At 66.9% G+C, this 20,512-nt stretch carries 21 protein-coding genes and 1 tRNA gene; 18 read left to right on the forward strand and 4 right to left on the reverse strand.

The genetic code is table 11. The features are described from left to right. Positions 1–59: 59 nt before the first annotated feature. The 5 genes from ACTZWT_RS22455 to ACTZWT_RS22475 are packed head-to-tail and all read left to right on the forward strand — an operon-like array spanning position 60 to position 5,638. Positions 60–1,658 carry an ABC transporter substrate-binding protein gene (locus ACTZWT_RS22455; protein WP_444771893.1) on the forward strand — a complete coding sequence of 533 codons (1,599 nt, stop codon included), beginning with the start codon at positions 60–62 and terminating at the stop codon, positions 1,656–1,658. A gap of 26 nt (positions 1,659–1,684) precedes the next feature. Then, a complete protein-coding gene (locus tag ACTZWT_RS22460) occupies positions 1,685–2,665 on the forward strand; it encodes an ABC transporter permease (RefSeq protein WP_444771894.1) in 981 nt (326 codons plus the stop codon). Then, entirely contained in the window at positions 2,662–3,582 is a 921-nt protein-coding gene (locus ACTZWT_RS22465; RefSeq protein ID WP_444771895.1) for an ABC transporter permease, read from the forward strand. The genes ACTZWT_RS22460 and ACTZWT_RS22465 overlap by 4 nt, the downstream gene beginning before the upstream one ends. Before the next feature lie 2 nt (positions 3,583–3,584). After that, positions 3,585–4,583 (forward strand): ABC transporter ATP-binding protein, encoded by a 999-nt coding sequence (locus ACTZWT_RS22470; protein WP_444771896.1) that lies wholly within the window; start codon positions 3,585–3,587, stop codon positions 4,581–4,583. Next, entirely contained in the window at positions 4,580–5,638 is a 1,059-nt protein-coding gene (locus ACTZWT_RS22475; RefSeq protein WP_444771897.1) for an ABC transporter ATP-binding protein, read from the forward strand. The genes ACTZWT_RS22470 and ACTZWT_RS22475 overlap by 4 nt, the downstream gene beginning before the upstream one ends. A gap of 114 nt (positions 5,639–5,752) precedes the next feature. On the opposite strand, the gene ACTZWT_RS22480 is transcribed toward ACTZWT_RS22475, so the two are convergent. Both ACTZWT_RS22480 and ACTZWT_RS22485 read right to left on the reverse strand, forming a co-directional pair. Next, positions 5,753–6,163 (reverse strand): flagellar basal body rod protein FlgC, encoded by a 411-nt coding sequence (locus ACTZWT_RS22480; protein WP_444771898.1) that lies wholly within the window; start codon positions 6,161–6,163, stop codon positions 5,753–5,755. Positions 6,164–6,279: 116 nt separating this feature from the next. Continuing rightward, positions 6,280–7,194 (reverse strand): PepSY domain-containing protein, encoded by a 915-nt coding sequence (locus ACTZWT_RS22485; RefSeq protein WP_444771899.1) that lies wholly within the window; start codon positions 7,192–7,194, stop codon positions 6,280–6,282. 691 nt (positions 7,195–7,885) lie between these two features. Here ACTZWT_RS22485 and ACTZWT_RS22490 point away from each other — a divergent pair. From ACTZWT_RS22490 to ACTZWT_RS22505, 4 genes are all read left to right on the forward strand, one after another. Then, a complete protein-coding gene (locus ACTZWT_RS22490; protein ID WP_444771900.1) occupies positions 7,886–8,230 on the forward strand; it encodes a hypothetical protein in 345 nt (114 codons plus the stop codon). An 80-nt stretch (positions 8,231–8,310) separates the two neighbouring features. Further along, positions 8,311–8,715 (forward strand): hypothetical protein, encoded by a 405-nt coding sequence (locus ACTZWT_RS22495; RefSeq protein WP_444771901.1) that lies wholly within the window; start codon positions 8,311–8,313, stop codon positions 8,713–8,715. A gap of 372 nt (positions 8,716–9,087) precedes the next feature. Then, positions 9,088–9,429, forward strand: coding sequence for a phasin family protein (locus tag ACTZWT_RS22500; RefSeq protein WP_444771902.1), 342 nt, complete (start codon positions 9,088–9,090; stop codon positions 9,427–9,429). 123 nt (positions 9,430–9,552) lie between these two features. Next, positions 9,553–9,771, forward strand: coding sequence for a hypothetical protein (locus ACTZWT_RS22505; RefSeq protein ID WP_444771903.1), 219 nt, complete (start codon positions 9,553–9,555; stop codon positions 9,769–9,771). Between the two features lie 9 nt (positions 9,772–9,780). On the opposite strand, the gene ACTZWT_RS22510 is transcribed toward ACTZWT_RS22505, so the two are convergent. Then, complete coding sequence (locus ACTZWT_RS22510; protein ID WP_444771904.1) at positions 9,781–11,469, reverse strand: MFS transporter; 1,689 nt, start codon at positions 11,467–11,469, stop codon at positions 9,781–9,783. 267 nt (positions 11,470–11,736) lie between these two features. Here ACTZWT_RS22510 and ACTZWT_RS22515 point away from each other — a divergent pair, with 267 nt between their 5' ends. The 6 genes from ACTZWT_RS22515 to ACTZWT_RS22540 all read left to right on the forward strand — a co-directional run bounded on the left by ACTZWT_RS22515 (position 11,737) and on the right by ACTZWT_RS22540 (position 18,070). Continuing rightward, entirely contained in the window at positions 11,737–13,125 is a 1,389-nt protein-coding gene (locus ACTZWT_RS22515; protein WP_444771905.1) for a cytochrome P450, read from the forward strand. A 50-nt stretch (positions 13,126–13,175) separates the two neighbouring features. After that, on the forward strand, positions 13,176–14,585 hold the full coding sequence (locus ACTZWT_RS22520) for an adenylate/guanylate cyclase domain-containing protein (RefSeq protein WP_444771906.1): 1,410 nt from the start codon (positions 13,176–13,178) through the stop codon (positions 14,583–14,585). A gap of 124 nt (positions 14,586–14,709) precedes the next feature. Then, positions 14,710–15,189: a tellurite resistance TerB family protein gene (locus tag ACTZWT_RS22525; protein ID WP_444771907.1), complete on the forward strand. Its 480-nt coding sequence runs from the start codon at positions 14,710–14,712 to the stop codon at positions 15,187–15,189. Between the two features lie 201 nt (positions 15,190–15,390). After that, positions 15,391–16,170: an SDR family NAD(P)-dependent oxidoreductase gene (locus ACTZWT_RS22530; protein ID WP_444771908.1), complete on the forward strand. Its 780-nt coding sequence runs from the start codon at positions 15,391–15,393 to the stop codon at positions 16,168–16,170. A gap of 130 nt (positions 16,171–16,300) precedes the next feature. Further along, a complete protein-coding gene (locus tag ACTZWT_RS22535; RefSeq protein ID WP_444771909.1) occupies positions 16,301–17,104 on the forward strand; it encodes a glutamine amidotransferase in 804 nt (267 codons plus the stop codon). A 153-nt stretch (positions 17,105–17,257) separates the two neighbouring features. Further along, a complete protein-coding gene (locus tag ACTZWT_RS22540) occupies positions 17,258–18,070 on the forward strand; it encodes an enoyl-CoA hydratase (protein WP_444771923.1) in 813 nt (270 codons plus the stop codon). Between the two features lie 310 nt (positions 18,071–18,380). On the opposite strand, the gene ACTZWT_RS22545 is transcribed toward ACTZWT_RS22540, so the two are convergent. Next, positions 18,381–18,456, reverse strand: a tRNA-Ala gene (locus tag ACTZWT_RS22545). A gap of 194 nt (positions 18,457–18,650) precedes the next feature. Here ACTZWT_RS22545 and ACTZWT_RS22550 point away from each other — a divergent pair. The 3 genes from ACTZWT_RS22550 to folD all read left to right on the forward strand — a co-directional run bounded on the left by ACTZWT_RS22550 (position 18,651) and on the right by folD (position 20,383). Further along, positions 18,651–18,941: a YggT family protein gene (locus tag ACTZWT_RS22550; RefSeq protein ID WP_444771910.1), complete on the forward strand. Its 291-nt coding sequence runs from the start codon at positions 18,651–18,653 to the stop codon at positions 18,939–18,941. 28 nt (positions 18,942–18,969) lie between these two features. After that, positions 18,970–19,293 carry a DUF167 domain-containing protein gene (locus tag ACTZWT_RS22555; RefSeq protein ID WP_444771911.1) on the forward strand — a complete coding sequence of 108 codons (324 nt, stop codon included), beginning with the start codon at positions 18,970–18,972 and terminating at the stop codon, positions 19,291–19,293. Positions 19,294–19,495: 202 nt separating this feature from the next. After that, positions 19,496–20,383 carry a bifunctional methylenetetrahydrofolate dehydrogenase/methenyltetrahydrofolate cyclohydrolase FolD gene (gene folD / locus ACTZWT_RS22560; RefSeq protein ID WP_444771912.1) on the forward strand — a complete coding sequence of 296 codons (888 nt, stop codon included), beginning with the start codon at positions 19,496–19,498 and terminating at the stop codon, positions 20,381–20,383. The last annotated feature ends 129 nt before the right edge of the window (positions 20,384–20,512 follow it).

Consider the following 20,512-nt stretch of genomic DNA (forward strand, 5'->3'; position numbering starts at 1 on the left):
CGCACGGCGTGCGCATCGATCGTCCTCGCCCTCGAACCTTCACAGCGGAGTTGAAATCCATGAAGTTGACGAAGCGAACCTTTGTTATCGGCTCCCTCGGAGGGCTCGCGATGCTCGGCCTGCCGGCCGATCTGCGCGCGCAGCAGGCTGGCGGCGGCACGCTGGTGATCGGCTCGACGCAGGTGCCGCGGCACTTCAACGGCGCGGTGCAATCGGGCATCGCCACCGCGCTGCCGAGCACCCAGATCTTCGCCAGCCCGTTGCGCTTCGACGACAACTGGAATCCGCAGCCTTATCTCGCCAAATCCTGGGAGGTCGCGCCGGACGGCCTGTCGATCACGCTGAAGCTGGTCGACGACGCGGTGTTTCACGACGGCAAGCCGGTGACCTCCGAGGACGTCGCGTTCTCGATCATGACCATCAAGGCGAACCACCCGTTCAAGACCATGCTGGCCGCGGTCGACAAGGTAGAGACGCCCGATCCCAAGACCGCGGTGATCAAGCTGTCGCATCCGCATCCGGCGCTACTGCTGGCGATGTCGCCGGCGCTGATGCCGATCCTGCCGAAGCACGTCTATGGCGACGGCCAGGACGTCAAGTCGCATCCGGCCAACCTCAAGCCGGTCGGCTCCGGCCCCTACAAGCTCGCCGAATACAAGCAGGGCGAATACTACACGCTGGAGAAGTTCGACAAGTTCTTCATCCCGGGCCGTCCGAAGCTCGACAAGATCGTGGTGCGGCTGATCTCCGATCCGAACGCGCTGATGGTTTCGGCCGAGCGCGGCGAGGTTCATGCGGTCCCGTTCGTCACCGGCGTGCGCGACATCGACCGGCTGGAGAAGTCGAAGAACCTCAAGGTCGTCGACAAGGGCTTCGCCGGTCTCGGCGCGCTGAACTGGCTCGCCTTCAACACCAAGAAGAAGCCGCTCGACGACGTTCGCGTCCGTCAGGCGATCGCCTATGCGGCCAATCGCGACTTCATCGTCAACAAGCTGATGGGCGGCAAGGCGATGCCGTCGACCGGGCCGATCGCGCCGGGCTCGCCGCTCGAGGAGAAGAACGTCCAGCTCTACAAGTTCGACGTCGCCAAGGCCAACAAGCTGCTCGACGAGGCCGGCCTCAAGCCGGACGGCAACGGCGTCCGCGCCACGCTGACGATCGACTACCTCCCGGGCAGCGACGAGCAGCAGCGCAACGTCGCCGAATACATGCGCTCGGCGCTGAAGCGCGTCGGCCTGAATCTCGAGGTTCGCGCCGCCCCGGACTTCCCGACCTGGGCGCAGCGGGTCTCGAACTTCGATTTCGATCTGACGATGGACTCGGTCTACAACTGGGCCGATCCGGTGATCGGCGTCGACCGGACCTATCTGACCTCGAATATCCGCAAGGGCATCATCTGGTCGAACACCCAGCAATATTCCAACCCGAAGGTCGACGAGATCCTCGGCAAGGCGGCGGTCGAAACCTCGCCGGAGAAACGCAAGGCGCTGTATTCGGAGTTCCAGAAGATCGTCGTCGACGAGGTTCCGGTGTTCTTCATCAACGCCGTGCCGTTCCACAACGCCTTCGCCAACGGCCTCGGCGGGCTGCCGACCACGATCTGGGGCGTCGTCTCGCCACTCGACGAACTGCACTGGGTCACTCCGCCGAAGACCTGAACCCAACCGGGTAGACAGACAGCACCATGACGCTCCTCACCCATCTTTTCGGAAAACTCGCCAACGCCGCGGCGCTGCTGCTCGCGGTGCTGGTGCTGAATTTCTGCCTGATTCATCTTGCACCGGGCGATCCGGTGCAGGTGATCGCCGGAGAGATGGGTGGGGCGTCGGCGGAAGTGATCGCCGAGCTGCGCGCCAAATACGGTCTCGACGACAGCCTGTTGCAGCAGCTCTTCACCTATCTCGGCAAGGTCGCCCACGGCGACTTCGGCTATTCCTATTACTTCAACCAGCCGGTGCTGAGCCTGATCGGGCAGCGGCTGCCGGCGTCGCTGTATCTGGCGCTGTCGTCGCTGCTCACCGCGGTGGTGATCGGCACGCTGCTCGGCGTGGTCAGCGCGCGCCGCCCGAACGGGCTGCTCAGCCACGTCGTCACGGTGCTGTCGTTGACCGGCTATGCGGCGCCGATCTTCTGGACCGGCCTGATGCTGCTGTTGCTGTTCGGCTCGGTTTGGCCGGTGCTGCCGGTCAGCGGCATGGCGGACGTGGTCAATCCGAAGACCGGCTTCGCCTATGTGCTCGACGTCGCGACCCATCTGGTGCTGCCGTCGCTGACGCTGGCGCTGGTGTTCATCGCGCAATATTCGCGGCTGGCGCGCGTCAACATGATCGACGTGCTCTCTGCGGACTACGTCCGCACCGCCCGCGCCAAGGGCCTGCCGGAACGCGTGGTGATCTTCAAGCACGCGCTGCGCAACGCGCTGATCCCGATCGTCACCGTGGTCGGCCTGCAGTTCGGCAATCTGTTCGCCGGCGCGGTGCTGGTCGAGACGGTGTTCAGCTGGCCCGGCATGGGGCGGCTGGTGTTCGACTCGATCCTGCGCCGCGACTATCCGACGCTGATGGCGGTGCTGTTCTTCTCCGCGGTGATGGTGATCGCCGCCAATATCATCACCGACCTGGTGTATCGCCTGGTCGATCCACGAATCCGCGCGGGGGCCCGATGAGCACGCTCGACCAGACGCTGATCGTGGCGCAGGCCGCGCCGCCGCCCGCGGCGCCGGGCGCACTGCCCGCCGCCAAAGCGGTGTCGCCGGCCAGCGCCGCGTTTCGTCAATTTCTCAAGAGCCCGTCCGGCGTCGCCGGCGCGGTGCTGCTGATCGTTCTGGTGTCGGGGACGCTGTTCGGGCCGTGGATCTATCCGCTCGACCCCTTGGAGATCGTCGGCCTGCCGTTCACGCCGCCGTCCGCCGATGCGTGGCTCGGCACCGACTATCTCGGCCGCGACGTGCTGGCGGGGCTGGTCTATGGCGGCCGCGCGACGCTCACGGTCGGCGCCGTCGCGGCGCTGATCACCATCGCCATCGGCGTGACGGTCGGTTCGCTGGCGGGCTTCTTCGGCGGCTGGATCGACAGCCTGCTGGTCAAGATCGCCGAATTCTTCCAGGTCCTGCCGCCGCTGTTGTTCGCGATGGTGCTGGTGACGCTGTTCGGGCCGAAGCTCATGACCATCACGCTGGCGATCGGCGCGGTGAGCTGGACCTCGGCGGCGCGGCTGACGCGCGCGGAATTCATGCGGCTGCGCGATCTCGATTTCATCAAGGCGTCGCGCGCCGCCGGCGCCGGCAATCTGCATCTGATCCTGCGGGTGGTGCTGCCCAACGCGCTGCCGCCGATCATCGTGTCGGCGACGCTGGCGATCGGCGTCGCGATCCTGTTCGAGGGCGGGCTGAGCTTCCTCGGGCTCGGCGATCCCAACACCATGAGCTGGGGCCTGATGATCGGCCAGAACCGCAACTACGTGCTCGACGCCTGGTGGGCGGTGACCTTCCCGGGCGCCGCGATCTTCCTGTCGGTGCTGGCGATCAGCCTGGTCGGCGACGGCATCAACGATGCGGTCAATCCGCGGCTGCGACGGAGATGACGATGGTGCCGGTACTCGAAGTCGACAAGCTCAGCGTCAGCATGACCAATCGCGACGGCGATCTCGTCCCGGTGCTGGAGAATCTGTCGTTCAGCATCGACAAGGGCCGCACCATCGCGCTGGTGGGCGAGAGCGGCTGCGGCAAAAGCATGACCGCGCTGGCGATCATGCGGCTGTTGCCGGAAGGCTTCGTCATCACCGGCGGTCGCGTCCTGCTCGAGGGCGAGGACGTCTTGGCAGTCCGCAACAGGCGTATGCGGGCGCTGCGCGGCGACGCGATGTCGATGGTGTTCCAGGAGCCGATGACCGCGCTCAACCCGCTCTACACCGTCGGCGACCAGATCGCCGAGGTGCTGTATTATCACCGCCGGATGAGCCGCAAGGACGCCGGCGAGCAGGCCGTGCAGTTCCTCAAGGCGGTGCAGATCCCGGCCGCCGAGCAGCGCGCCAAGGCCTATCCGCATCAGTTGTCCGGCGGCATGCGGCAGCGGGTGATGATCGCGATGGCGCTGGCCTGCAAGCCGAAGCTCCTGATCGCCGACGAGCCCACCACCGCGCTCGACGTCACCGTGCAGGCGCAGATCTTCGATCTGCTGGCCAAGCTGCAGGACGAGACCGAGACCGCGATCGTGCTGATCACCCACGATCTCGGCGCGGTCGCTGAACTCGCCGACGACATCGCCGTGCTGTATGCCGGCCGCTGCATCGAGACCGGGCCGTCGCACGAGATCGCCGCCGCGCCGCGCCATCCCTACACCCGCGGACTACTCGCCTGCGTGCCGCATCTCGCGGTCGGCGTGGCGAAACCGCCGCAATGGATCGATCTCGGCGAGATCCCCGGCATGGTGCCGTCGCTCGGGCAGCGCGGGCCGGACTGCGCCTTCCTGCCGCGCTGCGCCAATGCCCGCGACGTCTGTCGGTCGCGGCCGCAGCCGCCGCTCGACGCGGTCTCGACCGGGCACGCGGTGTCGTGCTGGCGCGCCGAGGAGATCGCGGCATGATGATTCACGAAGACCTGCGGCCCGACGACGCCAGCCCCTATCTGCTCGACGTCAACGATCTCGTGGTGCATTTCCGCACCGGGCGGAAGCGGCCGTGGGGCAAGCCGTCCTTCGTCCACGCCGTTGACGGCGTCAGCTTCCGGGTCCGGCGCGGCACCACGTTTGGCATCGTCGGCGAGAGCGGCTCGGGCAAGTCGACCACCGCGCAGGCGATCATGCGGCTGGTGCCGTCGACCTCGGGCCAGATCGTGTTCCGCGGCGAGGACATCATGCCGCTCAGCGGCGAGCCGCTGCGGCAGGTGCGCCGGCATGTGCAGATCGTGTTTCAGGATCCGTTCTCGGCGCTCGATCCGCGCCGCCGCGCCGGCGACCAGATCCGCGAGCCGCTCGACCTGCTGCAGATCGGCACCAGCCGCGAACGCGACGAGCGGGTGCGGCAATTGCTGGCCGAGGTCGGGCTGCCGCCCGAGGCCGCCGACCTGTTTCCGCATCAGTTCTCCGGCGGCCAGCGCCAGCGGCTGTGCATCGCCCGGGCGCTGGCGCCCGAACCCGAACTGATCGTCTGCGACGAGGCGGTCTCGGCGCTCGACGTCGCGATCCAGGCGCAGATTCTCAATCTGCTGAAGAAGCTGCAGCGCGAGCGCGGGCTCACCTACATCTTCATCTCGCACGACCTCGGCGTGATCCAGCAATTCTGCGACGAGATCGCCGTGATGTATCTCGGCAAGATCGCCGAGCAGGCGCCGGCCTCGGCGCTGTTCACCGGGCCGCGGCATCCCTACACGTGGTCGCTGGTGTCGGCCGCGGTGCCGCCCGGGCCGCTGCGCGACGAACTGAAGGCGAAGTATCTGGTCAAGGGCGAGCCGCCGTCGCCGGTCGATCCACCGCCCGGCTGCCGCTTCGCGCAGCGCTGCCCGTTCACGATCGAGCGTTGCCGCGAGGAATTGCCGTTCCTCGATGCGACCGGGCCGGAGCACTACGTCGCGTGCCATCGCAAGGACGAACTCGGCGTGCCGGATTTCGCGCCGCGCGTCGCCAGCGGGCCGATCGGTTAGTTACAACGCATCCTCATCGTCATTGCGAGCGAAGCGAAGCAATCCAGCGGCTCCGTGCACGGAGCTGGATTGCTTCGTCGCTGCGCTCCTCGCAATGACGGCTCGGATTGACGACTACGCCGTGGCGTCGAGAAGCGCCTTGCTCATGTCGCGGTCGGCCTTCAGTGTCGCGAGATTGGCGGTGTAGCTGTATTTGGCGACCATCTGGCCGATCAGTTCCTGCGCCAGATCGACATCGGGTGCCGCGACCATGCCGTCTTCATTGGCGAACGGCGCCTGCGGATCGGAGACCGCGATCTTGCCGGGCGCCGTCGTGGTAACGCTGGTCCGGGTGCCACTGCCGGGGACGGCGGTCTGATTGACCTGCATCGGCCTGTACGCCTGCGGCGCGCCGGCAGGCACCGTGCCGTTCGCCGCCGGCAGCGCGCCGGTGGACTGCTGATTGGCGATGTTGCTGGCGGAGACTTCGAGCCGCCTTGTCGCGGCCTTCAGGCCGGAGACGGCGATCGCGGAAATGCTGGACATGACGCACTCGCAGCGGTGGAGGCGGCAAACCTAACGCGCCTCGCGCAACGATCCGTTGACCGCCCGCCGACAATGCGAGCGATCCCGTTAAGCCTCCGTCAGCCATCGCCGGCGGATCAGGCTGTGCCGGTCGCTGTCTTGCCGGGCGCCGTCTGCGGACGGCGGCGAAGCTTGCGGCGCGCCCACAGCACCACGCCGGAGACCAGCAGGCCGAACAGCACCACGGAGACGATCACGTTGAGCGCCCCCGAGATCAGCGCCGACCAGTTGCCTTCGTGCAAGAGCCGCGGCCAGTTGCGCGGCAGCGGCGTGACGCCGTCCGCGGCGAAACTGTAGGCGCGCAGTTCGCCGCCCTCGTAGATCCGCGCCATCAGCCGTCCGCCGCGATTGGCGATCATCGACAGATGAGCGACGTCATGCGACTGCGCGACCGCGCGGACGGCATCGGCGAGCGGCAGCGGAGCCAGGGCCGCCGCCGGCGGCGGGGCGCTCTGCAGCGTCAGCCCGAATGCCAGAAACAGGCCGGTGATCGGGCTCAGCAGCAGCAGCGGCAGCGTGAACCAGGCCGCGCCCTTGTGCCATCCGGCGAGGCTGTTGCGCAGCCGCGGCAGGCCCATCAGGATGCCGAGGGCCATCACCACGACCAGCGCGATGGTCGAGGAAATCACCAGCCACTCGTAGCCGAGCAAACGCTCGTGGGTGCGCCGCGCCCACAGCAGCACATCGCCGAGCGGATCCGACGCCGTCGCCGCCTCGCCGGTGGCGAGGTCGATCGCCGGCGCGTTGACGCCCATCAGGCGCATCTGCTGTCCGCTGGCGTTGATCGCCAGACCGCGCGCCTTGCCGGCGGGATCGTGGCGCTGCAGCAAGCCGGTGATGCGCTCGGCGTCGACCATGCCGGCCGGCAGGCCGCGACTCTGGATGATCGGTTCGACCGACAGGATCAGCCCGGTGAAGATGATCGCGATCAGCGGCAGCGCGAACACCAGAGTGGTCCAGCGGTGCAGCTTGAGGAGCAGGGCGTTGTTCATCGGATATCCAATCTTCAGCGATGGTGCGAGCAAGGGGGGCGGCGCGTCGCGGATCCCGATCCGCCGCTGCCGCGTCCCGGTGCTCTGCACAGAGGGTCTAGCGCCGCCAACCTATCGGGCCGCTGACAAACGTCGGACCGCTTGCCTGGGGTGTGAAATCATCATGGCTTCCGGGGCCGTGGCGAGCGGCGCTTGCCGTCGATGAATCGGCCGCGGCTTCGGGCCACGCGCGAATCACTTGGTCGCGCCGATGTGCGTTGCGGCGAATCATCTGCGTGCATCGCAGTGATTTGTCCGGAATGTCCCGGACGGAGCGTGTCGAACTAACTGACAACGGCGTCTCGGCACTCAGGTCGAGCGACGAGGTCGCAATGAGGGCGATGTCGCTGCCGCTTTCCGCTCGACGGTTGCGACCGCGCCGGCTGCCGGCTTCGCGTGTTCCCCGCCGTGTTTGAAATCCGCCCGTTTTGCCAGACCGATAGGCATCGGTATCGTGCCCGGTGCAAGGTCGTGCGAAGCGGATCGCGGGCGCACTTCGCCATGTTCCGTCAGATTTTTCGCCTGCTTCCGCCCGGCTTCATTCGCCCGGCATTTAGTCTGATTAAACTTGTCCCTGTTGAAATTCCCGAGTGTTGCTACGATGCTGCAGTTAAGATCGGAATCGTGCAAAACCAACTGGTATGGAGGTAGTATGCGCTCCTCAACGATGATCCTGCTGGGCTCCGTCGCCCTTGTTGCTGCACTCGCGGTCAGCGATCGCATCGGCGGTCCGCGCGCCATGCTGATCGAACCGGCCATCGCTGCGACGCCGGTCGCTCCGCCGCCGCCCCCGGCATTTCGCACCGTGACGTCGTCGTCGTGCCCGGCGAACGGCTGCCCGACCACCTGCGAAGCCGATGAAGCGCTGATCTCGGCGATCTGCATCGGCTCCACCGGCGCGAAATTCAGCGACAATCTTCTGATCGAGAACGGACAGATCACCGCGAGCTGCGGCCCGTCCTCGACGGCCATCGTGGTGTCCTGCGCCCGCAAATAAGCGCCGCCGGCACTTCTCAAAGGGGGCTGCGCGGTCGGGTGTCCGACGCGGAGCCCTCTGCAGTATCAAGGGTCAAACCGATGCAAAAATGGTTCATCGCACTCGCCGTTGCGGTGCTGATCGTCGTCGGCTTCGCCGCCGGACCGATGTCCGTCGTCGTCGCTTTCCTGTCGTTCTGGGTCACGCTGTATCTGGTCTGGGCCTACGAACTCGGCTTCAAGGACACCTGGGCGCGCTACGGCCTCAACCGCGTCAAGCCGCCGTTCTGGGCCGAAGAGAACAAGGCGTGGTTCTATCCGATCTTCGGCGATCGCGTGAAAGTGGTGAAGGCGGCCGCGGTGGCGCTGCTGATCGTCGCGTTCAGCCTGATGCTGCCGGTGTCGGTGGTGCGGATCGCGACGCTGATCGTGCTGGCCTGGTACGTCACCGAGATCTATCGGGCGCAGAAGAGCGTCGATCAGCTCGATCGGGCGCGGTTCAACTAAGTCCCGCCCCGGCGCCCGATTGGTGATTTCTCCGCTCGGGCGCCGCGCGCGTCGTGCTGAGTAGCTCCCGTCCTGACTGGCTCCCGTCGGGGCGAGCCTCGACGGGAAGCGGAATCGCGTCGGCGTCGATGCGGCCCGTCCTTCGAGGCTCGCTTAGCCGGTGCGTCGGGTGCTCATGCCTCGGGATGCTGCTGCCCGGGGATGCTGCTGCCTCGGGATGACGTCCTGCGTGCGGGATGCGCGCGGCATTCGGATTAGCCATTTTGTCAAACGGCGCACGCTTCCACTGGACGGCGCGCGCGATTTGGTCATCAATACATCGATAGATCACGATCGATAGCAACGGCGTTTGCGGCCCGGGGGGAGATTGAAATGGCAGACAAGGACTCATCCGACGTCATCCTGAACATGATGTCGAAGAACCTCGAGCAGGCGCGCGGCGCGATGAACAACTATCTGCAGTTCATCGAAAAGAGCCTGTCGGTGTCTCCGATGGGAACCAGCAGCCAGGCCAACACGCTCAAGGGCTATGTCGAACGCAACGTCCAGGCGACCTTCGACTTCTCAGAACAGCTGCTGCACGCCAAGGACTTCCAGGACGTCGTCCGGATCCAGACCGAGTTTCTGCAGACCCAGTTCCGGGTGCTGACCGATCAGGCCAAGGACGTGGTCGAGCTGACCAAGCCGACGGTGATCGTTCCGCGCGACGGTTAGCGCATCCCCGGTCGCGATCCGCCACCGCCTGCCGGAGGCGCGGTGGAACGAAACCAGCGCGGCCGACTTGCTGAAGGCTCCGGCAAGTCGTTCACTTATTCGGCACGTATTTGGACAGGCGCCATGCTGAAATCAGTTGTCACCCTTGCGGCCATGCTGCTGCTGGTCTCTGCGGCGCAGGCGCAGTCCGGCCGCCCGGATCCGGGCTGCGGCCGCGACGTCTCGCGGTTCTGCCGCGCGGTGATGGACCAGGGCGACGGCGTCATCCTGGCCTGCCTGCAGAAGAACCGCGCGCGGCTGAGCAAGGCCTGCGCCAAGGTGCTGACCGACAACGGCCAGTAACGGCTCGGTTCAGGTCGAGCCGCCGCTGACACCGGCGACTGGCAGCACCTCGGTGCCGGTGGTGCGATCCGGCGACTCGTCCTTCCATCGCACCGATCCGAACGGCCGCTCCAGCATCCGGCGAACCCGGATCGGGTCCGATCCGCGATGGAACGCCATCGCGCGCTGATGCAGATTGCGATCGTCCTGGGTCGAGCGGTTGCGCTGCCGCAGATAGTCCAGCCAAGTCGGGCAGTGATAGCGCTCGGTCCACAGTTCCGGGTCGGCGATGTCGCGCGCGATCGACCAGCCATAGGCGCCGTTGCGCTGGCGGCTGAGCTGCACCTGCTGCATCACGCCGTGAAACGCCCGGGCGTCGTCCTGATCGATGCGATATTCGATCTCGACCACCAGCGGTCCGCTGCGCGGGGTCAGCGCCAGCCGGACTTCGGGATCGGCCAGAAGATCGGCGTCCTCGATCTGGGTGCCGACCGACGGCATCCGCAACCACAGCCCGAGCAGCGGCGAGACGACCATCACGCCGGCCGAGATCAGCATCGACGGCGCGACGCCGGACAGGTCGGCGACATGGCCCCAGACCCAGCTTCCGATCGCAATGCCGCCGGCGATCGAGGCCTGAAACGCCGCCAGCGAGCGTCCCGCCACCCAGCGCGGCGCCGAGAGCTGCACGCCGATATTGAACAGCGCGATCGCCAGCATCCACACCGCGCCCGCAATCACCAGCGCCGCGGCGGTGAGCAGCGACCAGCGGCTCAGCGCGACCGCCGCCATCGCCACGCCCATGATCAGCGCGCAGCCGCGGATCGCGGCCTCGCTGCTCAGCCGCTCGCGCACCAGCCCGACATTCAGCGCGCCGATCACCGCGCCGACGCCGAACGCGCCGAGCAGGATGCCGTAGGTCTCGGCGCCGCTCTTCAACAGATCGCGCGCCACCAGCGGCATCAGCGCCAGCACCGACGAGCCGGCGATGCCGGTGATCAGCGTCCGCGCCAGCACGATGCGGATCGAGGGCGAGTTGGCGATGTAGCGCACGCCGGTGACGATCGCGCGATTGAGCCGCTCCGGCGGCAGCCGCGGCGGCTCGTTGACCCGCCGCCACAGGAACAGCGCCGCCAGCAGCGGCAGATACAACAGCGCATTCGCCGCGAACGCCGCGACCGCACCGGCGGTCGCCACCACGATGCCGCCGAGCGCCGGGCCGAAGCTGCGGGCAATGTTGTAGCTGATGCCGTTCAGCGCCACCGCCGCGGGCAGCGCCTCGCCCGGCACCTGCTCGCTGACCGCGGCCTGCCAGGCCGGGCCGAACAGCGCCATGCCGGTGCCGATCACGAAGCAGAAGGCGAGCAGGATCTCCGGCGTCACCAGGCCGAGATGCGCCAGCACCGTGAGCGTCGTCGCGCCGCCGAGGCCCAGCATCAGCGACGCCAGCCCAACCAGGCGACGGTCATACATGTCGGCGATCGCGCCGGCCGGCATCGCCACCAGCATGATCGGCAGCATCAGGGCGGTCTGCACCAGCGCCACCTTGTCGGCCGAGGAGGCCATCTGGGTCATCGCCCAGGCGGCGCCGACGCCGTTGATCATCAGGCCGAGATTGGACAACAGGCTTGCCAGCCAGATCCGCCGGAACAGCGGATGGCGCAGCGGCGCCGCGAAACCGCCGGCGGAGAATGCGCCTCGCTTCGACCCGCCCGTCATCAAAGCCCTTCCATTCGACGCCATCCCCGCCGCCTGCGCCGATTTTCGGCGCTTGCCTGCAGTGATGCCCGCGAAACTCCGGGCCTGTCCAGTGGCAACGCGGGCCGGCGCAATGATCGGCCGGTTCAAACGGGGGTGAATCGGGCGCCGGCATGCCGGATCTCCGACAACCGCGTCACTGTGGCCGAACTCACTGAACAGGCCTTTCCGGCGCCCGGTTCGCTTCCTAGCTTCAGAGACTGTGGAACCCGCGACAAGGAACGAGCCGTGAGCATCGCCGAAGTCCACGACATTGCCGATCGCCGCGCGCCGCTGGTTCCGCCGACGCCGCCGCGCGCGCCGGACGATATCTCCGCGCTCGGCCGGCTCGCGGCGATCCGCCGCAATGCGATCGCGAGCTGGGGTGCGCGCGCCTATCAGGACGACATCGTCAAGGGCCGGTTCTTCAACCACGCCAGCTACATTCTCAATACGCCCGATGCGATCCGGCATGTGCTGGTCGACAATGACGAGAACTACACGCGCACCGCGACCGGCATCCGCGTGCTGCAGCCGATGCTCGGCGAAGGCCTGCTGCTGGCGCAGGGCCGCGCCTGGAAGCATCAGCGCCGCACGCTGGCGCCGGCGTTCACGCCGCGCGCGGTCGGCACGCTGGTGCCGCATATGATCTCGGCCACCGAGGAGGCAGTCGCCGAACTGCAAGCGAGCGCCGGCACGCCGGTCGACCTGCGCGAGAGGATGCAGCATCTGGCGCTCGAGATCGCCGGGCGGACGATGTTCTCGTTCGAGATGGGCAGCCACGGCAAGGCGCTGCGCGACTACGTCATCGAATACGGCACCAGACTCGCGAGCCCGCGGTTTCTCGACCTGCTGCTGCCGCTCGGCTGGCCGACGCCGCAGGATATTTCCCGCGCATTCTTCCGCCGGCGCTGGACGAGGTTCGTCGGCGAACTGATCGCCGCCCGCCGCGCCGCCGGCAAGAGCGAGGGCGCGCCGCCGCGCGATCTGTTCGACCTGATGGTCGCGGCGCGCGATCCCGAGACCGGCGAGGCGTTCTCCGACGATCAGCTCGGCGATCAGGTCGCCACCATGATTCTCGCCGGCCACGAGACAACCGCGACCGCGTTGTTCTGGGCGCTGTATCTGCTGGCGCTCGATCCGCAGACCCAGGACGACCTCGCCGACGAGGCCCGCGGTGCCGGCACCGCCCGGACGCCGGCGATCGACAAGCTGCCGTTCACCCGCGCGGTGCTCGACGAGACGCTGCGGCTGTATCCGCCGGCTTTCCTGATCGCGCGGGAGGCCGCCGGGCCGGACACCGTCGCCGGCCACGCGGTCCGCAGGCGCGACGTCATACTGATCGCGCCGTGGCTGCTGCATCGGCACGAGAAGCTGTGGGACAATCCATCCGCCTTCATGCCGTCGCGCTTCCTGCCGGGCGCGCCGCCGCCGGATCGTTTCGCCTATCTGCCGTTCGGCGTCGGGCCGCGGATCTGTATCGGCGCGCATTTTGCGCTGGTCGAGGCGACGCTGGCGCTGGCCCGGATCGTCGGCACGTTCCGGATCGAACTGATCGATACGGCCCCGGTGATGCCGATCGGCATCGTCACCACCCAGCCCGATCGCTCGCCGCTGTTCCGGCTCACGCGGCGGTGATCAACAAGGCTTCATTTGGCCGACATCGAGACGTGACCTAAATGAAGGCCATGACCGATGTCCGACCTCTCTACGCCGTGCTGCGACAGACGACCGAGGCTCCCGTCGTCGACGCCATCGCGCATCTGATCGCCGATGGCGAAGACAGCGAACTCAACCGCATCAACGTGCTGGAATTCGCGACGCGGACAGGCCTCGACGAGGAGAAGGTGATCGCCGGGTTTCTGCATGCGGCCCAGCTCGGCCTGTTCGACATGAGCTGGAACGTGCTGTGCCCGGGCTGCAGCGGCGTGCTCGACAGCCATCCGTCGCTGAAGGCACTGCGGCATGACGAATACACCTGCGCGCTGTGCGCCAAAGCCTATGAGGCCTCGGTCGACGATCAGGTCGAGGCCGCCTTCACCATCAGTCCGGCCATCCGGCGGATCGGCGCGCACGATCCCGACAGCCTGCCGCTGTGGGACTACACCCGGCAGATGTTCTGGAGCTCCGGCATCGAGCTCGACGAGGACGTGCTGGCGCGGCTGTCCGATCAGGACACGCTGGGCGCCGCGGCGTTGCAGCCGGGCGAGACGACCGAACTGACGCTCGATCTGCCGGGCGAGTTCATCATCGTGTTCGAGCCGGTGACGCACTCGGCGCAGTTCATCGACGTCGCCGGCGAGCCAAGCTCCGAAGTGCAGTCGGTGTCGCTGACGTTCGAGCGCCAGCACCCGCTGACGCCGACAGTGTCGCTGCGGCCGGGGCTGCTGAAACTGTCGCTGACCAACAATGCGGACAAGCGGGTGCTGCCGGCGGTGTGGGTCGCCGCCGACGCGCTGCATACGCTGCTCGGCAAGCGCAAGCCGATCCTCACCGCCAAGCGGATGCTGACCAACCAGACTTTCCGCGACGTGTTCAAGGCCGACAATCTCAGCCCCGACCAGCGGCTGAAGATCACCTCGCTGACCTTCCTGTTCACCGACCTCAAGGGATCGACCGCGTTGTATCAGCGTGTCGGCGACCTCGCGGCGTTCGATCTGGTGCGGGCGCATTTCCGCGCGCTGCTCGAGATCATCGCCGCCGAGAAGGGCGCGGTGGTGAAGACCATCGGCGACGCCGTGATGGCGACCTTCAACCGCCCCGACCACGCGCTCGCCGCGGCGTTGCGGATGCGCAAGGCGATGGATGCGCTCAACGAGGAGCGAGGTACGCGCGATCTGGTGGTGAAGATCGGCATTCACGAAGGCCCGTGCCTTGCGGTGACGCTGAACGAGCGGCAGGATTATTTCGGCCAGACCGTCAACATCGCCGCGCGCGTCCTCGGGCTTGCAACCACGCAGGCGATCCACCTCACCGGCGCGGTGATCGACACGCCCGCGGTCACCGCGATCCTCGACCGCGAGGCGATCGCGCCGATCGAGAAACACGCCGCGCTGCGCGGCATCGCCGACAAGGTGCTGGTCTATGAAATTCCTTGACGCATCCACGACATTGCCGAACCGTCATCAAGCCGGCGGGAACCCGGCCGGATTGCCAACGTTACGATTCCACGTCATCAAACGAGCCTGAGTTCGCCCCCTCGACGCGGAGAGTTCGAAGCCGATGCTGGATAAACTGCGCCAATTCATTTCCGACGTCGTTGCGCCGACCGCGCCGGACGAACTGACCTTCGACGATGGCGGCTACCGGCTGGCCGCGACGGCGCTGCTGATTCACGTCATCTCGCTCGACGGCGAACCCTCCGAGGTCGAACGCAGCAAGCTGCACAAGCTGCTCGAGACGCGTTTCGACCTGGATTCGACCACCGCCGCCAAGCTGATCGCCTCGGCGACGCTGGCCGAAGGCGAGGCGGTCGATCTGTATAATTTCACCAGCGTCATCATGCGCTCGGTCAACGAGCAGGGCCGGCTGCGGATCATCGAGATGATGTGGGAGCTGGTATTCGCCGACGGCAACGTCACCGAGTTCGAGGAGAACGTGGTGTGGCGCGCCGCCGACCTGCTCGCGGTGTCGTCGCGCGATCGCATCAGTCTCAAACGCCAGGTCGCCGCGCAGCAACCGGAAACCGATCCGGCGAACTAAGCCCGGGCAGTCTTACGGGCACTACTTGTTTCTGAACTGTCATGATCGGCGGCTTCGATCTGGTTCTGGCCGCGAGACGGGCGTCAGGCGCCCGACGATAGGACACGAGCCGCCAATGTCCTTGCACGCTGCTTGCATCTTGCATTAGGCCTAGTGATGATCCGGCGGTCATCCGGCCTCTCAATTCATGAGTCTTGCATTGTGACTGAACGCGTGACGTTGATTACGGGTGCATCGGCGGGGATCGGTGCGGAGCTGGCGCGCATTTTCGCGGCAAATGCTCACAGAGTAGCCTTGGTGGCGCGGCGCGCCGATCGGCTCGAGGTGTTGGCCGCCGAGATCACCGCCAAGGGCGGCCCGGAGCCGATCATCATCGCCTGCGATCTGGCAAAGCCCGAAGCCGTCGACGAGATCGTGGCCCGGCTGGCTGCCGCCGGCGTCGAGGTCGAGTACCTCGTCAACAATGCCGGCTACGGACTGTTCGGCCGCGCCGCGGAGATCGACCGCGAGGACCAGCTCGGCATTATCGACGTCAATATCCGCGCGCTGACCGACCTGTCGCTGCGCTTCGCCGACAGCGTCGCCAAACTGCGCGGCGGTATTCTCAACGTCGCCTCGATCGCCAGCTTCCTGCCGGGGCCGGGCATGGCGGTGTACTACGCCTCCAAGGCCTATGTGCTGTCGCTGAGCGAGGCGCTGCATCAGGAGCTCGGCAAGAAGGGCGTCCGGGTCACCGCGATCTGCCCGGGGCCGGTGCCGACCGAGTTCCAGTCGCGGGCCGGCTTCGAGCCCGGCTTCGATTCGGCGGTGCTCAACGTCTCGCCGGCCGAGGTCGCCCGCCAAGGCTATCAGGGCCTGATGAACAACCGCCGGCTGGTGCTGCCGGGCATCGGCATCAAGATTGTGCCGTTCCTGCTGCGGTTCTTTCCGCGCGGCTTCATTCTCGCCGCGGTTGGCGGCTATCAGCAGCGGCAGCGCTGAGGACGGGCGGTCCGGCCATAATTCTGGCCCGGAGCTTGCTTTAGTAACTGGCGACTGAGAAACTTCAATCCGTCGAGGCAATTGCACGGCGGTGCGACGATCCTGATCAATCCGCCAGCTCCGAGACGCCATGCTCCTGCGACCGATTGACGATTTTTCCCGGGTGGCTTCGCCCAAGCTGCAGCCCGCCGGCCAGGTGGCGGACCCGCGGCCTGTGCTGATGGTGCTGCATCAGGAGACCTCGACGCCCGGCCGGGTCGGCAATGCGCTGCGTGCCCTGGGCCATCCGCTCGACATCCGCCGGCCGCGCTTCGGCGATCCGCTTCCGGACACGCTCGACGGCCACGCCGGCGTGGTGATGTTCGGCGGCCCGATGAGCGCCAACGATCCCGACGACTATATCCGCCGCGAGATCGCGTGGATTTCCGTGCCGCTGAAGGAAGACCGGCCGTTTCTCGGGATCTGTCTCGGCGCCCAGATGCTGGCGGCGCAGCTCGGCGCCAGAGTCTCGCCGCATCCCGAGGGCCGCGCCGAGATCGGCTATTACGACATCCGCCCGACCGCGGCCGGCCGTGCGATGTGCGCGCAATGGCCGCGGCAGGTGTATCACTGGCATTGCGAGGGCTTCGATCTGCCGGCCGGCGCCGAACTGCTGGCGGAGGGCGGCGACTTTCCGGTTCAGGCGATCCGCATCGGCAGCGCCTACGGCTTGCAGTTCCATCCCGACGTCACCTGGGCGATGCTGCATCGCTGGACCACCAGGGGCCACGAGCGCTTGGAATTGCCGGGCGCCCGGCCGCGCCGCGATCATTTCGCCGACCGCGCGCTGCACGACGCCGCCGAGCACGCCTGGCTTGCGGATTTTCTCGATCACTGGCTGACGCGGACGCCGCTCGCATTGCCGGCGATGCCGCTGCGCGAAGCCGCCGAATAACTCCCCCTCGATTCACGGGCTGCTTTCCATCCGCCGGATGCGCTTGCTACTCTCCGGCGCAGGCGGCGCGCGGAAGCGCGCTGCCGCACCAAGAATGCCCGCGAAGGGCGCAACAAAAGCAAAAAGGGAGTGACGCCGTTGAGCACCCAGGACATCCTCTATCAGGACATCCTCTTTGACGTCGCCGACAGGATCGCCACGATCACGCTGAACCGGCCGGACCGGATGAATGCGTGGACGCCGGTGATGGAGCGCGAGGTGCGGCAGGCGATGGAAGCGGCGGCGGAGGATCCGGACGTCCGGGTGATCGTGCTGACCGGCGCGGGCCGCGGCTTCTGCGCCGGCGCCGACATGCAGGTGCTGCAGACCATCGACCCGTCTGACGTCCGCCGGGCGTCGAGCCTGCCGCCGTTCGACATGAACCGCCGGTCCGACTGGCAGACCCGCTACGCGTTCTATCCGGCGATCGGAAAGCCGATCATCGGCATGCTGAACGGCGCCACCGCCGGCATCGGGCTGGTGCACGCGCTGTATTGCGACGTCCGCTTCGCCGCCGACTCTGCGGTGTTCACCACCGCCTTCGCGCGGCGCGGACTGATCGCCGAGCACGGCATCTCGTGGATGCTGCCGCGGATCGTCGGCCACGCGCACGCGCTCGACCTGTTGCTGTCGGCGCGGCGGGTGTCGGCCGAGGAGGCGCTGCGCATTGGTCTCGTCAACCGGCTGTATCCGGCCGAGCAGCTCCGCGAGCAGACCTATGCGTACGCCCGCGATCTCGCCGACAACGTCTCGCCGGCCTCGATACGGGTGATCAAGCGGCAGCTCTACGAGGTGCCGTTCCAGACGCTCTCCGAGGCCACGATCGAGGCCAATCGCGAGATGGTCGTCTCGCTCGGCAGCGACGACTTCAGGGAAGGCGTCGCCAGCTTCGTCGAAAAACGCCCGCCGCAGTTCAGGAGCGTGTGAGGGCGATAGGCCCCGGCCCCTTGGGGGCAGGCAACACGTTTGCCACGCGTCATGCCCGGCCTTGTTGCCGGGCATCCACGCCTTGCGGCGGTCGCCTCGAACAAGACGTGGATGGCCGGGACAAACCCGGCCATGACGGATTTGGGCTATCTCACCGCCTCGCGAAGCAGTTTATCGAAGGTACTTATGCTGGGATTGTTGCTGCGCGGGCCGACTTGAAAGCGGCCCGTCTTCGCCCTTCGGGCTACGCCGCGGCAGCCTTCGCGTCTGAAGGGCTTGCCGAGCCGAAGCTGGCGAAGCCAGCGAAGGCTGGTGGAGCCAGGCGGGATCGAACCGCCGACCTCGTCATTGCGAACGACGCGCTCTCCCAGCTGAGCTATGGCCCCTCCGCGGCCGGCAGGCATTGTCATGCGCCGGTCAGCGAACGCCGCCATTTACAGTGCCTGATCGGGCCAAGTCAAGGACGTGCCGCATTGGCCGCATCGGGCTTTATTTGCAGCGAGTTCCCTTGTTTGCACGGGCCCGAACCGATATTTACGGCTAGTCCTTCCGCGTTCGAACCCGCGAGATTTCCACCGCCATGCGCGCCATTCTCGACATCGTTCTCATCATTCTCGATCTGTATATCTGGCTGTTGATCGCCTCGGCGATCCTGTCCTGGCTGATCGCCTTCAACGTCGTGAACACGCGCAACCAGTTCGTTTCTGCGGTGTCGGAATTCCTGTACCGGATCACCGAGCCGCTGCTGGCGCCGATCCGCAATCTGCTGCCGTCGCTCGGCGGGCTCGACATCTCCCCGATCATCCTGATCCTTCTGATCATGTTCCTGCAGCGGGTGATCACCTATTACATCTACCCCTCGGTGTTCTGAGCCGCCCACCGCCGGAGCCCGAGTTTCCATGGCCGAGGCTTGGCGGTATTCTGCTCAGGGCGTCGCCGTCGCGGTGCGGGTCACGCCACGCGGCGGGCGCGACGAGATCGACGGGCTGGAGACGCTGTCGGACGGCCGCCCGGTGCTGAAGCTGCGGGTTCGCGCCATCGCCGACGGCGGCGAGGCCAACCGGGCGGTGATCGAGCTCTTGGCAAAGTCGCTCGGCGTGCCGAAACGCAACGTCCGGCTGCTGTCGGGGGCGACGTCGCGGCAGAAGCAGATCGCGGTCGACGGCGATCCGACCAAGCTCGGCGAGATATTGCGAAAACTGACCGCGCCAAAGCCGGATTGATTCGGCATCCAAGTTGGGCAATAGCACCTCCGCACACGATGCATCACCTCTCCCATAGGGAGAGGTCGACCGGCGAAGCCGGTCGGGTGAGGGGTTACGGCCTAAAGATAGACCGTACCCCCTCACCCCGACCCTCTCCCCATGGGAGAGGGAGCGCGCTTCCGATCGCGGAGCGCATCGATCGAATAACAAAGGGGACGACATGACCGCGCAAATCATCGACGGAAGAATCATCTCGGCCGATCTGCGCGCCCGCGTGGCCGCCGAAGTGGCGCGGATCAAGGCCGACCACGGCATCACGCCGGGGCTCGCGGTGGTGCTGGTCGGCAGCGATCCGGCGTCCGAGGTCTATGTCCGCAGCAAGCACAAGCAGACCCAGGAAGCCGGCATGGCCTCGTTCGAGCACCGGCTGCCGGCCGACGTGCCGCAGGCCGAGCTGCTGGCCCTGATCGGCCAGCTCAACGCCGATCCGGCGGTGCACGGCATTCTGGTGCAATTGCCGCTGCCGAAGGGGCTGGACAGCAATGCGGTGATCGATGCGATCGACCCCGCCAAGGATGTCGACGGCCTCAACCCGGTCAATGCCGGCCGGCTCGCCTCGGGGCTGTTCGCCCTGACGCCGTGCACGCCGCTCGGCTGCATCATCATGGCCAGGCAGGTCCACGCCTCGCTGGAAGGCATGAATGCCATCGTGATCGGCCGCTCCAATCTGGTCGGCAAGCCGCTGGTGCAATTGCTGCTCAACGAGAACGCCACGGTGACGATCGCGCATTCGCGTTCGCGCGATCTGCCGGCGCTGTGCCGACAGGCCGATCTGGTGTTCGCCGCGGTCGGCAGGCCCGAGATGGTCAAGGGCGACTGGATCAAGCCGGGCGCCACCGTGATCGACGTCGGCATCAACCGCACGCCGTCGCCGGACGGCGGCAAGGACAAGCTCGTCGGCGACGTCGCCTTCGCCGAAGCCAAAGAAGTCGCGGGCGCCATCACCCCGGTGCCGGGCGGCGTCGGCCTGATGACGGTGGCGTGCCTGCTGGTCAACACCGTCCGCGCCGCGAGCGCGATCCACGGCCTGCCGAAGCCGGCGGTTTGAACGATCGTGACCTTTGCGGCTGGCGCCGCCACCTCCGCAATCGTCATACGCGGGCTTGACCCGCGTATCCATCGCGCGCGGGAGCGCGCGAAAGAAGCGATTTCACGAAGATGATGGATTGCCGGGTCG

The organism is Rhodopseudomonas sp. NSM, from assembly GCF_052445935.1.
Taxonomy (GTDB): Bacteria; Pseudomonadota; Alphaproteobacteria; order Rhizobiales; family Xanthobacteraceae; genus Rhodopseudomonas.